The sequence below is a fragment of the Variovorax sp. UC122_21 genome (genome assembly GCF_044056785.1).
Classification (GTDB): domain Bacteria; phylum Pseudomonadota; class Gammaproteobacteria; order Burkholderiales; family Burkholderiaceae_C; genus Variovorax.
Genome location: NZ_CP172004.1, coordinates 744,208 through 756,906 on the forward strand (window position 1 = coordinate 744,208; position 12,699 = coordinate 756,906).

12 protein-coding genes are annotated in these 12,699 nt (G+C 69.6%); 9 read left to right on the top strand and 3 right to left on the bottom strand.

Annotated elements, in window-relative coordinates; genetic code table 11:
- Positions 1-23: 23 nt before the first annotated feature.
- Entirely contained in the window at positions 24-1,526 is a 1,503-nt protein-coding gene (locus ACHMXE_RS15750) for a cryptochrome/photolyase family protein (protein ID WP_395350125.1), read from the bottom strand.
- Between ACHMXE_RS15750 and ACHMXE_RS15755 the strand changes: the two genes are divergently transcribed.
- The 6 genes from ACHMXE_RS15755 (at position 1,527) to ACHMXE_RS15780 (ending at position 6,271) form a co-directional block, all read left to right on the top strand.
- A complete protein-coding gene (locus ACHMXE_RS15755; RefSeq protein WP_203202913.1) occupies positions 1,527-2,126 on the top strand; it encodes a YqgE/AlgH family protein in 600 nt (199 codons plus the stop codon).
- Positions 2,127-2,137: 11 nt separating this feature from the next.
- Positions 2,138-2,572 carry a Holliday junction resolvase RuvX gene (gene ruvX / locus ACHMXE_RS15760; protein ID WP_057590892.1) on the top strand — a complete coding sequence of 145 codons (435 nt, stop codon included), beginning with the start codon at positions 2,138-2,140 and terminating at the stop codon, positions 2,570-2,572.
- Positions 2,569-3,075 (top strand): bifunctional pyr operon transcriptional regulator/uracil phosphoribosyltransferase PyrR, encoded by a 507-nt coding sequence (pyrR, locus tag ACHMXE_RS15765; RefSeq protein WP_203202912.1) that lies wholly within the window; start codon positions 2,569-2,571, stop codon positions 3,073-3,075. The genes ruvX and pyrR overlap by 4 nt, the downstream gene beginning before the upstream one ends.
- A 3-nt stretch (positions 3,076-3,078) precedes the next feature.
- Positions 3,079-4,041: an aspartate carbamoyltransferase catalytic subunit gene (locus tag ACHMXE_RS15770; protein WP_209543667.1), complete on the top strand. Its 963-nt coding sequence runs from the start codon at positions 3,079-3,081 to the stop codon at positions 4,039-4,041.
- Positions 4,042-4,186: 145 nt separating this feature from the next.
- Positions 4,187-5,470, top strand: a complete 1,284-nt coding sequence (locus ACHMXE_RS15775; RefSeq protein ID WP_203202910.1) for a dihydroorotase — start codon at positions 4,187-4,189, stop codon at positions 5,468-5,470.
- Positions 5,471-5,524: 54 nt separating this feature from the next.
- Positions 5,525-6,271 (top strand): 1-acyl-sn-glycerol-3-phosphate acyltransferase, encoded by a 747-nt coding sequence (locus ACHMXE_RS15780; protein WP_203202909.1) that lies wholly within the window; start codon positions 5,525-5,527, stop codon positions 6,269-6,271.
- An 8-nt stretch (positions 6,272-6,279) separates the two neighbouring features.
- Here ACHMXE_RS15780 and ACHMXE_RS15785 read toward each other — a convergent pair whose 3' ends face one another.
- Together ACHMXE_RS15785 and ACHMXE_RS15790 are read right to left on the bottom strand one after the other, a co-directional pair.
- Positions 6,280-7,230 (bottom strand): universal stress protein, encoded by a 951-nt coding sequence (locus tag ACHMXE_RS15785; RefSeq protein WP_395350127.1) that lies wholly within the window; start codon positions 7,228-7,230, stop codon positions 6,280-6,282.
- Positions 7,231-7,810: 580 nt separating this feature from the next.
- Positions 7,811-8,617, bottom strand: coding sequence for an IclR family transcriptional regulator (locus ACHMXE_RS15790; RefSeq protein WP_203202907.1), 807 nt, complete (start codon positions 8,615-8,617; stop codon positions 7,811-7,813).
- Positions 8,618-8,741: 124 nt separating this feature from the next.
- Between ACHMXE_RS15790 and ACHMXE_RS15795 the strand changes: the two genes are divergently transcribed.
- The 3 genes from ACHMXE_RS15795 to ACHMXE_RS15805 are packed head-to-tail and all read left to right on the top strand — an operon-like array spanning position 8,742 to position 12,634.
- Positions 8,742-10,559: an FAD-dependent oxidoreductase gene (locus ACHMXE_RS15795; RefSeq protein ID WP_395350129.1), complete on the top strand. Its 1,818-nt coding sequence runs from the start codon at positions 8,742-8,744 to the stop codon at positions 10,557-10,559.
- Between the two features lie 47 nt (positions 10,560-10,606).
- Positions 10,607-11,383: a glucose 1-dehydrogenase gene (locus ACHMXE_RS15800; protein WP_209543659.1), complete on the top strand. Its 777-nt coding sequence runs from the start codon at positions 10,607-10,609 to the stop codon at positions 11,381-11,383.
- Between the two features lie 51 nt (positions 11,384-11,434).
- Positions 11,435-12,634, top strand: a complete 1,200-nt coding sequence (locus tag ACHMXE_RS15805) for an ABC transporter substrate-binding protein (RefSeq protein ID WP_203202904.1) — start codon at positions 11,435-11,437, stop codon at positions 12,632-12,634.
- The last annotated feature ends 65 nt before the right edge of the window (positions 12,635-12,699 follow it).

A 12,699-nucleotide genomic window follows, 5' to 3' on the forward strand; every position in this document is an offset into this window, starting at 1 on the left:
CTTTTCCTTTGGGGCGGCCGGCGCTACTTCTTCGCCAGCGCCTTGCTGCGCGCCACCGCGTAGCGCTGCAGCGTGCGCTCGCGCGCCTCGGCATGGTCGACCACCGGCACCGGGTAGTTGTCGCCGAGCTTCACGCCCGCGGCTTCGAGCTCGACCGGCGTCGCCGTCCACGGCGCATGGATCGCGCCGTTCGACAGCCCCGCGAGCTGCGGCAGGTAGCGCCGGATGAACTTGCCGTCGGGATCGAAGCGCTCGCTCTGCGTCACCGGGTTGAAGATGCGGAAGTAGGGCTGCGCGTCGCAGCCGCTCGAGCTCGCCCATTGCCAGCCGCCGTTGTTCGACGCCAGCTCGAAGTCGTTGAGGTGCAGCGCGAAGTAGGCCTCGCCGCGGCGCCAGTCGAGCCCCAGGTCCTTGCACAGGAAACTCGCCACCACCATGCGCAGCCGGTTGTGCATGTAGCCGCTCTGGTTGATCTGCAGCATGGCCGCGTCGACCAGCGGATAGCCGGTGCGGCCCTGGCACCAGGCCTCGAACAGCTGGTCGGCATGCTTGCCGTGGTGCCACTGGATCTTGTCGTACTCGGGGCGGAAGCTCTTCGACTCGCCCTTTTCGTGCACGTGCGGGAAGTGGGCCAGGATCTGGAAGTAGAAGTCGCGCCAGATCAGCTCGCTGAGCCAGGTCGCGGCGCCCGCGTCGCCCTGCAGCGAGAGCTGGCGCGCCACGCCCGCCACCTGCCGGATCGACACCGTGCCGAAGCGCAGGTGCACGCCCAGGTAGCTGGGCCCGCGCACCGCCGGGTAGTTGCGCGCGGCCTCGTAGCGGTCGATGCGCTCGAAGAAGTCCTCGAACAGGATCGCCGCGCCGCGCGTGCCGGTCGGGATCTCGAGCGTGCCGAGGTTGCTCTTGCCGAAGCCCAGCGCCTCGAGCGAGGGCACCGGCGCGCGCCAGCCCTCGGGCGGCGGCACCAGGGCGTCGGCATGGCCGCGGCTCGGGTAGGACTTGAGGAAGAAGTCGTCGACCTTGGCCAGCCAGGCGCGCTTGTAGGGCGTGAACACCGTGTAGGGCTGGCCGGTCTTGGTCATCAGCTCGTCGCGCTCGAAGATCGTCGAGTCCTTGTGGGTGTGGAAGCTCACGCCCGCATTGGCCAGCGCGCCGAACACGCCGGCGTCGCGCGCCAGCGCCTCGGGCTCGTCGTCGCGGTTGGCGAACACCGCCTGCACCTCGAGCGCGCGCGCCAGCGCCGGGATCTCCTCGGCCGCCGCCGCATGGCGCACGATCAGCCCGCCGCCGAGCGCGCGCAGCTCCTCGTCGAGCTCCAGCAGCGATTCGCGGATGAATTCCACCCGCCGGTCGACCCGCGGCAGGGGGTCGAGGATCGCCGTGTCGAACACGAAAACGCAGACCAGCTGGCGGCAGCTTCGCAGCGCGTGGTAGAGGGCGGCGTTGTCGTCCACGCGCAGGTCGCGGCGGAACCACATGAGCCCTTTGGGGTAGGTCTTGTCGACGGCCAGTAAAATCGGAGGCATATGGCTTCCGATTCTGCCCCGATGAACCTGACGCATCACTTTTTGATAGCGATGCCGGGCCTGGAAGACAAGACCTTCAACCGCAGCGTCGTCTACCTGTGCGAGCACAGCGAGCGCGGCGCCCTGGGCCTGGTCATCAACAAACCCAGCGACATCAACCTCAAGGTGCTGTTCGAGAAGATCGAGCTGCACCTCGCGCGCCCCGAGCTCGGCGAAGCCCCGGTCTTCCAGGGCGGCCCGATGCAGACCGAGCGCGGCTTCGTGCTGCACGAGCCGGTCTTCACCGAGTCCGAGAAACCCGAGGAATCGGTCTACGCCTCGACCATGACCATCCCCGGCGGCCTCGAGATGACCACCTCGAAGGACGTGCTCGAGGCCCTGGCCACGGGCGCCGGCCCGCGCAAGGTGCTTGTCTCGCTGGGCTACGCGGCCTGGGGCGAGGGCCAGCTCGAGTCCGAACTGGCCGAGAACAGCTGGCTCACGGTGGGCGCCGACCCGGCCGTGATCTTCGACACCCCCATCGACCAGCGCTACGACAAGGCGCTGCTGCTGCTGGGCCTGGAGGCCTGGAAGCTTTCGCCCGACGCGGGGCATGCGTGAACGCCACGGCCATGCCCGACGCGCCAGCTTCCAGCCCCGTTCCCCCTCCCGTTCCCGCCCATTTCCAGAGCTTCCTGGCCTTCGATTTCGGCCAGAAGCGCACCGGCGTGGCGAGCGGCAACCGGCTGCTGCGCGGCGCCACGCCGCAGGCCACCATCAAGGCCGAAGGCGCCGATGCCCGCTTCGCGCAGGTCGAGGCGCGCATCCGCGAGTGGCAGCCCGATGCGCTGGTGGTGGGCGTGCCCTTCCATCCCGACGGCGCCGCGCACGAGAACACCCGGCGCGCGCAGAAGTTCGCGCGCCAGCTGCGCGGCCGTTTCAACCTGCAGGTGTTCGAGGTCGACGAGCGCTACAGCACCACCGAGGCGCTCTCCCAGGGCGCGCGCGATGCCGATGCCGCCTCGGCCTGCATCATCCTGGAGCAATTCTTGAGGAGTCTTCCGTGAGTTCCACCCCCGCCATTCCCGACGCCGAGGCGCTCTACACGCAACTGCTGGCCGGCGTCCGCGCGCTGCTGCGCCCCGACACCCGGCTGGTGGGAATCACCTCGGGCGGCGCCTGGCTGGTCGAGCGGCTGCAGAAGGACCTGGGCCTGGCCGGCGCGCCCGGCGTGATCTCCTCGGCCATGCACCGCGACGACTTCGCGCGCCGCGGCCTCTCGGCCAGCGCGCAGACCGCGCTGCCCTTCGACGTCAACGGCGCCGACGTGCTGCTGCTCGACGACGTGCTCTACACCGGCCGCACCATCCGCGCCGTGCTCAACGAGTTGTTCGACTTCGGCCGTCCGGGCTGCGTGCGGCTGGCGGTGCTGGTCGACCGCGGCGGGCGCGAGCTGCCGGTGGCGGCCGACTTCGCCGCCACCACGCTCGCGCTGCCCCATTCGCAGTCGCTGGCGCTGGCGCGCGCGGACGACGGCGCCTTCAGCCTCCAGGTCGAGGAAAGCAAGTAAGCCATGCTCTACAAGCGCAATCCCCAGCTCAACAAGAACGGCGAGCTCATCCACCTGCTGTCGATCGAGGGCCTGCCCAAGGACATCCTCACCCACATCCTCGACACCGCCGCCAACTTCACGAGCGTGAGCGACCGCGAAGTGAAGAAGGTGCCGCTGTTGCGCGGCAAGAGCGTGTTCAACCTGTTCTTCGAGAACAGCACGCGCACCCGCACCACCTTCGAGATCGCGGCCAAGCGGCTGTCGGCCGACGTCATCAACCTCGACATCGCGCGTTCCTCGGCGAGCAAGGGCGAGTCGCTGCTCGACACCATCGCCAACCTGAGCGCGATGGCGGCCGACCTGTTCGTGGTGCGCCACAGCGAGTCGGGTGCGCCCTACCTGATCGCGCAGCACGTCGCGCCGCACGTGCACGTGGTGAATGCCGGCGACGGCCGCCACGCGCACCCGACGCAGGGGCTGCTCGACATGTACACCATCCGCCACTACAAGAAGGACTTCGCCAACCTCACGGTGGCGATCGTCGGCGACGTGCTGCATTCGCGCGTGGCGCGCTCCGACATCCATGCGCTCACCACGCTGGGTTGCGCCGAGGTGCGCGTGGTCGGCCCCAAGACCCTGGTGCCCGGCGACATGGCCGGCATGGGCGTGCGCGTGTGTCACACGCTGGAGGAAGGCATCAAGGACTGCGACGTGGTCATCATGCTGCGGCTGCAGAACGAGCGCATGAGCGGCGCGCTGCTGCCCTCGTCGCAGGAGTTCTTCAAGACCTACGGCCTCACGCCCGAGAAGCTGCAGCTCGCGAAGCCCGACGCCATCGTGATGCACCCGGGCCCGATCAACCGCGGCGTCGAGATCGACTCGGCCGTGGTCGACGGCCGCCAGAGCGTCATCCTCCCGCAGGTCACCTTCGGCATCGCCGTGCGGATGGCGGTCATGAGCATCGTGGCCGGTAACGAAGCATGAGCAATCGGACATCCGTACGCGAAGGACGCGAAGGTTTCGCGAAGTTCGCAAAAGGAAAACCAGAAATTTCTCTTGAATTCTTTCGCGTCCTTCGCGAAACCTTCGCGTCCTCCGCGTCCGGTCAACCCGCTTTCCAGCCTGTCCCATGAACATCCTCGTCACTCACGGCCGCGTCGTTGACCCCGCGTCGGGCGTCGACCAACAAGCCGACATCGCCATCGCCGACGGCAAGATCGCCGGCATCGGCGCCATTCCCGCGGGCTTCACCGCCGAGCGCACCATCGACGCCACGGGCTGCATCGTCGCGCCCGGCCTGGTCGACCTCGCCGCGCGGCTGCGCGAGCCCGGCTACGAACACGAAGGCATGCTCGGCAGCGAGATGGCCGCGGCCGTGGCCGGCGGCGTCACCAGCCTGGTGTGCCCGCCCGACACCGACCCCGTGCTCGACGAGCCCGGCCTGGTCGAGATGCTGACCTTCCGCGCCGGCAAGCTGCCGGGCGCGCGGCTGTTCCCGCTCGGCGCGCTCACGCGCGGCCTGGCCGGCGGCGTGCTGACCGAGATGGCCGAGCTCACCGAGCGCGGCTGCGTCGGCTTCAGCCAGGCCGACGTGCCGCTGGCCGACACCCAGGTGCTGCAACGCGCGATGCTCTACGCGAGCACCTTCGGCTATACCGTGTGGCTGCGCCCGCAGGACCGCGACCTCGGCAAGGGCGTGGCCGCCAGCGGCCCGCTCGCCACCCGGCTCGGCCTCGCCGGCGTGCCGGTGGCGGCCGAGACCATCGCCATCTTCACCATCGTCGAGCTGATGCGCAGCACCAAGGCGCGCGTGCACCTGTGCCGGCTCTCGAGCGCCGCCGGGCTCGCGCTGGTGCGCGCCGCCAAGGCCGAGGGCCTGCCGCTGAGCTGCGACGTCAGCATCAATTCGCTGCACCTGGCCGACACCGACATCGGCTACTTCGACAGCCGCGCGCGCCTGAGCCCGCCGCTGCGCCAGCAGGGCGACCGCGACGCGCTCTCGGCCGCGCTGGCCGACGGCACCATCGACGCGCTGGTGTCCGACCATACGCCGGTCGAGGCCGATGCCAAGAACCTGCCGTTCGCCGAGAGCGAGCCCGGCGCCACCGGCCTCGAGCTGCTGCTGCCGCTGGCGCTGCAATGGGGCGAGCGCAGCGGCGCGGGCCTCGCGCGCGCGCTCGAGACCATCACCAGCGCGCCCGCGCGGCTGCTGCCCGCGACCGAAGCCTGCGCCGGCATCGGCCGCCTCGCGGTCGGCGGTCCGGCCGACCTGTGCGTCTTCGATCCGGCGCTCGAATGGCAGGTCACGCCCGAGGCGCTGCGCAGCCAGGGCAAGTACACGCCGTTCGCCAGCTATCCGATGCAGGGCCGCGCGCGCCACACCCTCGTGGCCGGGCGCGTGGTGCACGGCTGACGCGTTCCGGCGCGCGACGACGACGACAACAACAGGAAGAAGGCGGTCGGGCCGATGCTGCATTCACTCAAGGCACTGCGCCGCCTGCTGCACGCGATCGCGCATGCGGTCGGCGGCTGGTGGACCATCCGCTTCACCTTCCCGGGCCTCGACCAGGCCGAGCGCAACGCGCGCGTGCAGGCCTGGGCCGCGCGCATGCTCGAGATCATGGGCATCACCCTGCGCGTGCAGGGCACGCCGCCCGCGCACGGGCCGGTGCTCCTGATCTGCAACCACCTCTCGTGGCTCGACATCACGGTGATCCACGCGGCGCGCCACGTGCGCTTCGTGTCGAAGTCCGACGTCAAGCACTGGCCGCTGATCGGCACGCTGTCGAGCGGCGCGGGCACGCTCTACATCGAGCGCGAACGTCGCCGCGACGCGCTGCGCGTGGTGCACCACATGACCGACGCGCTGCGCAACGGCGACATGATCGCGGTGTTCCCCGAGGGCACCACCAGCGACGGCCGCGGCCTGCTGCCGTTCCACGCCAACCTGCTGCAGGCCGCGATCTCCTCGGGCGCGCCCGTGGTGCCGGCCGCGCTGCGCTTCGCCGATGCCGCCACCGGCGAGACCAGCCAGGCGCCGCGCTACATCGACGACGACAACCTCGCCACCTCGCTGTGGAACACGCTGCGCGCGCCGCCGCTGCTGGCCATCGTGCGCTTCGGCGAGCCGCAGTCCTCGTACAGCCGCGAGCGCCGCACCTGGGCGCAGACGCTGCACGAGGACGTGCAGCAACTGCGTCGCGACACGCACTGAGCGGGTCTTCAGCGAAGCGCCTGCAGCTTGCGCGGCATGGCGACCGCGGCAGCCTCGTCGCGCCGATCGGTCGGAACCACCAGCACGTCGCCCGTGGCCCAGCACAGCACGCGCTGCGCGACGCTGCCGACGAAGAAATCGGCGAGCGGATGGGCGCGCCGCTTGCCGACCACGAGCAGATCGGCGCGTGCGTGCTGCTGCTGCACCGTGGCCTGCCGCGCCGGGTCGCCGCGACCGAGGGTCGACAGCACGCGGTTGCGCCGCGCGCTCGATGAATCGGTCAGCGAAAACAGCCGCTCGCGCGCCCGCCGCTGGCAGTCGTGGCGGTAGGTCCTGATGGCGTGGTCCGAGACATCGGCGTAGCGCAGCTTGCTTTCGTGCATCGCGTTGAGCGCGTGGAACAGCTCCAGCGACGCGTGGGCGTCGAGGCCATGGGCGATGCTCACGAGTTCGTGCGATGCGGGCGTGAAGTCCACGGCCACCAGGATGCGGCCGTAGCGCGGCCGCGCGGCCAGCCGCGTCACGAGCACCGGGCAGCGCAGCCGCCGCAGCAGGCGCTCCACGGGCTGGCCCGTGAAGAAGGCGCCGGGCGACCGGTCGCGTTCGTGCCGCAGCACCACGAGGTCGGCGTGGCGCGCCTCGTCCACGACCTGCGCGAGGCCGCCGTTCGATACCGCCACCTGCTTGACCAGCACGCCGAAGCGCGCGCTCAGGGCGCGGGCCAGCCCCGCGAGTTCGGTGGCCGCCTCGGCATGCGCGAGCGGTTCGAGGTTCGCGGGCGCGTACATGAGCTTGAGCAGCGCGCCATGGTCCGCCGCGAGCCGCGCGGCGCGCTCGACCGCGTGCTGGCCGCGCGCCGACAGATCGGTGAGCGCGAGGATGGATTGAAGAAAAGGCGTGCCGGCTGCGGCGTTGCCGTCGGGACGCACGTGCTCCCGCTGAACCTGGGGGTGATGCATGACGCACTCCATTCGAACGCGCCCCTCGATGACGGGGGCGCAGTCACGCAGGGCGGGGGCCCGGCGGTCGATGGTTTGCGTTGAAGGTGAAGGGAAGGAGGCGGACCGCCGGGCTCAGGAATGTGCGAGCGTTGGCGGGGTCGCAGCCGTCATCCATGCGCACGCCGGCATGCAGGCGCCGAAGCGGCGCGGCGCGGCGTGGAGCGACGAGTGGGCATGCATGCGGCGCAGTCTAGGCCGGATGCGGCCCGAGCCTGCCCAGTAACCGCACGCGTCTTGCCGGATTGAAGAGGCGCGAGGCGCGCCAAAAAAAAGCGCGTCCCGAGGGACGCGCATCGGTGCGCGAGGCACCGGAGGAGTAGAGGAAGAGCAAACGTAAAGAGGAGGGCGCGAGCCCGGCTCAAAGGATCCCGAAGATCTTGAGGCCGATGATCACGGTGATCGGCACGCCGCAGGCCCAGAGGATGAGGCTTTTCATGAAGGTTCTCCTGTGTAGTGAATGACTTGCAGATTCACACGCGGCGAGGGCCGCGCCTTGCAAGAGAACCGATGCACCGTGCGTGGGCAGGTGCCTACATCTTCAGCCGCGCGAGGCGGGCGCCTCGGGCGGCACGTAGCCGAGCCGGCGCGAGATCTCGAGCGCGCAGGCGCGCAGCGGCACCGCCACGCGGCCTTCCCAGTCGCTGTCGAAGGTGGCCTCGGGGCCCATCGCGGTGATGCCCAGCACGATGTTGTGCGTCGAGTCGAACACCGGCGCGCAGAAGGCGTCGATGCCCGGGATCGGCTGGCCCAGGGTGCGCGACATGCCGTGCATGCGCGTCTCCACCAGCAGCGCCTCGAGCTGCGACTGCGACAGCTCCTCGGTGCCGCGGCCGCCGGCCGGGCCGCGCAGGCGCGCGAGGTCGTCCACCATCATCTTCTCGACCACCTTGGGCGGCAGGTAGGCCGCGAACAGCCGGCCCGTGGCCGTGTAGGCCAGCGACATCACGGTGCCGGTGCGCAGGTTCACGTGCAGCGGATGGATCGGTTCCTCGAGCCGCACCACGGTCGGCCCGAAGTTGCCCCAGACCGCGACCGCGATGCTCTGCTCGGTTTCCGAGGCCAGCGCCTCGATCAGCGGCGAGGCCTCCTTGATCGGATCGAGCCGCTGCAGCTTGGCCAGTCCGAGCTGCAGCGCCAGCGGGCCCAGCTCGTAGCGGCCCGCGCTGTCCTGCACCACGAAGCCGACCTTGAGAAAGCTCACCAGGTACGGATGGGCCTTGCCCACCGGCACGCCGGCGGCCTTGCCGAGGTCGCGCAAGGCCATGGGCGCGACATGCCGCCCGAGGGCGACGAGCAGCTGGGTTCCTATTTCGACGGATTGGATGCCACGTCTCGGCTTTTCCATGGGGCGCCCGGCGTGGGGGTTGAGAGTGGGGGCGAGTATAGCCATCAGGGTTTCTACTGATATTGTCGTGCTCAATCGACCATGACTGATCATCTGATAGTAACTAAACGGCTTGACCATATCAATGTCGCTGCCTAAACTTCGCCGCAACTTAAGTCCTACAGAAACAAGGCAACAGGCAGAGATGGAACAGAACACGTTGGAATGCGATGTGCTCGTCGTCGGCAGCGGCGCCTCGGGCATGGCGACCGCGATCACCGCGGCGTCGCAGGGTTTGAAGGTGCTGGTGGTCGAGAAGGAGCCGCGCTTCGGCGGCACCACCGCGCGCTCGGGCGGCTGGCTGTGGATCCCGGGCACGCGCCTGGCCACGGAGCAGGGCATCCACGAGCCGGCCGGCGCCGCGCTCGACTACATGAAGCACGAGACCACCACCCACTTCGACGCGGCGCGCGTGAGCGCCTTCCTCGAGATGGGCCCGAAGGCGATCGACTTCTTCACGCGCAACACCTGCGTGCAGTTCGACATGCCGCCGGTGTTCCCCGACTACCACGCCGAGGCGCCCGGCGGCCAGCCCGGCGGGCGCTCGATGGTCACGCGCCCCTTCGACGGCCGCGAGCTCGGCCCGCGCATCAAGCAGCTCGCGCCGCCGCTGCCCGAGCTCACGGTGTTCGGGATGATGTTGGGCTCGGGCCCCGAGATCAAACACTTCATGCGGGCCTTCAAGTCGCCGACCTCGTTCTGGTACGTGACCAAGCGGCTGAGCCGGCACTTCCTCGACGTGCTGCGCCATGGCCGCGGCATGACCCTGACCAACGGCAACGCGCTCGCGGGCCGGCTCGCCAAGGCCGCGATGGACCAGAACATTCCCGTGTGGCTCTCCTCGCCCGTGAAGAAGCTCGTGGTCGAGTACGACGGTGTTTCGGGCGCGGTGGTGCAGCACGAGGGCAAGAGCGTGCGCGTGGTGGCCAAGCGCGGTGTGGTGCTGGCCTGCGGTGGTTTTCCTTATGACGTGGAGCGCCGCAAGCAACTGTTTCCGCATGCGCCCACCGGCAAGGAGCACTACTCGCCATCGCCTTCCACCAACACCGGCGACGGCCTGCGCCTGGCCGAAGCCGTGGGTGGCCGCGTCGACGGCAGCATTCCGCATGCCGCGGCCTGGGTGCCGGCCTCGGTCACCACCCGGCCCGACGGCACCAAGGGCGTGATGCCGCACTTCATCGACCGCGCCAAGCCCGGCGTGATCGCGGTCACGCCCAAGGGCAAGCGCTTCGCCAACGAGGGCAACTCGTACCACGACTTCGTGCAGGCCATGGTCAAGGCCTGCGCCGGCGAGCCCGAGGTCACGGCCTGGCTGCTGTGCGACCACAAGGCGCTGCGCGACTACGGCCTGGGCTGCGTGGCACCGGCGCCGCTGCCGATCGGCCGGCATCTGAAGAGCGGCTACCTCAAGCACGGCGCCAGCATCGGCGAGCTCGCGCAGCAGATCGGCATCGCGCCCGCGGTGCTCGAGGCCACGGTGAAGGAATTCAACGACGGCGCGCGCACCGGCGACGACCCGCTGTTCGGCAAGGGCAGCAAGGCCTACAACCGCTACCAGGGCGACGCCAACGTCACGCCCAACCCCTGCGTCGCGCCGCTGGAGCACGGCCCCTACTACGCCATCAAGCTCGTGGTCGGAGACATCGGCACCTTCGCCGGCCTGGTGGTCGACGAGAAGACCCGCGTGCTCGACGTCAACCGCCAGCCGATCAAGGGCCTCTACGCGGTCGGCAACGACGCGGCCAGCGTGATGGGCGGCAACTACCCGGGCGCCGGCATCACGCTCGGCCCGGCACTGACCTTCGGCTACGTCGCGGGCCTGCAGGTGGCGCAGGGCGCCACGGCGGCCGCCACGCTGCAGGTGGAGCAGCGCGAGGCCGTGCCCGTGCGCCGCACCGCCTGAGTCCGCTTCCCTTCAACCACGCATTCACCACAGAAGGAACCTTCCCGATGGCCTTTCCTCCCCACGTCGCGCCGCGCCTGCTCGAAGGCCGCCTCGCGCTGATCACCGGCGCCGGCCAGGGCAACGGCCGCGCGCTCGCGCTGGGCCTGGCGCAGGCCGGCGCGCGCGTCGTCGTCACCGACATGAACGAGGCCACCGTGGGCGAGACCGCGCAGCTGGTGCGCGACGAAGGCGGCCAGGCCTGGTCCTTCGTGCTCGACGTGACCTCGCCCGAGGCCTGCCATGCGCTGGCGGTGCGCGTGGGCGACGAGATCGGCGCCATCGACCTGCTGGTGAACAACGCCGGCATCATCATCCGCGAAGGCACGGCCAGCCCCAACGCCGCGGCCAACTGGAAGAAGACGCTCGACGTCAACGTGCACGGCACCTTCAACGTCACCCACGCCTGGCTCGGCGCGATCAAGTCCACCAGGGGCGCGGTGATCAACATCGCTTCGATCGCCGCCTACGCGGGGCAGGGCGCGAGCCTCGGCTACTCGCCCTCGAAGGGCGCGATCAAGATGTTCACGCAGTCGCTCGCGCAGGAACTCGCGCCCTTCGGCGTGCGCGTCAACGCGCTCGCGCCCGGCGTGATCGAGACGCCGATGACCGCTGCCACGCGCGAGAACCCGCAGCGCCTCGAATCCTTCATGACGCGCATCCCGATGGGCCGCGTCGGCCAGACCGAGGACCTCGTGGGCCCGGTGATCTTCCTCGCGAGCGACATGTCGCGCTACGTCACCGGCATCACGCTGCCGGTGGACGGCGGCTTCCTCGCGGTCTGAGTCTTCCTTCGCCTTTTCGCTTTCCCCGACCGTCAACCTCCAGGAGACAAAATGAGAATCTTCCGTGTCTACAAGACGCTGCTCGCGACCGCCGCCCTCGCGGCATTCGCCGCCGGTGCCTCGGCGCAGGACATCAAGCTCGGCTACAACGGCGACCTCTCGGCCTCGCCCTCGGCGCAGAGCGGCCAGGCCGCGGTGCTCGGCATGGAAGCCGCGATCGCCGACCTCAACGCCGCCGGCGGCGTGCTCGGCCGCAAGTTCACGCTGGTCACGCGCGACGACGTGTCGGCGCCGCCCAAGTCGATCCAGAACATGAGCGACCTGATCGACAACGAGAAGGTGGCGGCGGTGTTCGGCCCCACCAACTCGGGCAACGCCATGGCCTGGAAGCACATCGCCAACCAGAAGAAGATCCCGGTGCTGGGCAACGTGGGCTCGGGCACCGACATCACCAAGCCGATGAGCGCGGGCGCCGACAACTACATGTTCCGCGTCTCGATGGTCGACCGCGAACAGGTCGCGGCGCTGATGGCCTACGTGAAGAAGAACACCGCCGCCTCGAAGGTGGTGGGCCTGATGGCCGAGACCACCGGCTACGGCCAGGGCGGCCTCAAGGACATGGAGGAGATCGCCAAGCTGCAGGACATCAAGATCGCGGCCACCGAGCGCTTCGGCGTCGGCGACACCGACATGACCTCGCAGCTGTCGAAGATGAAGGCCGCCAACGTCGACACCGTGGTGGTGTGGGCGCAGGGCACGCCGATCGCGCAGCTGGTGCGCAGCATGGAGAAGATCAACTACTTTCCGCTGACGCTGACCTCCTGGGCCGCCGACAACATCACCTTCTACGACGCGGCCGGCAAGGCGCTGGCCGAGAAGCCGATCTTCATGCGCACCGTGAGCGAGACCCGCACGCCCGCGCAGCAGAAGCTCTTCGACCGCATCGGCAGCAAGCTCAAGGCGCCCGGTTCGTTCTCGTTCGCGCTGCATGGCTACGACTCGGTGCTGCTGCTGGCGCAGGCGATGAAGCAGGCCAACGGCACCGACGGCGCCGCCGTGCGCGCCGCGCTGGAAGACCTCAAGACCCCGGTGCAGGGCGTGCTCAAGACCTACGAGAAGCCCTTCAGCAAGACCAACCACGAGGCGCTGACCGCCAAGGACCTGGTCTGGATCCGCTGGAAGGACGGCAAGCTGCTGCCCTACAGCGACGCGCTGATCCAGGGCCTGAACCCGGCCGACTTCAAGCAGTAAGAGCAAAAAGGAAGCGAGGCCGGCGCGCCCGCGCGGTGCCCGGCCTCGCCTCGCAACGGAGATAC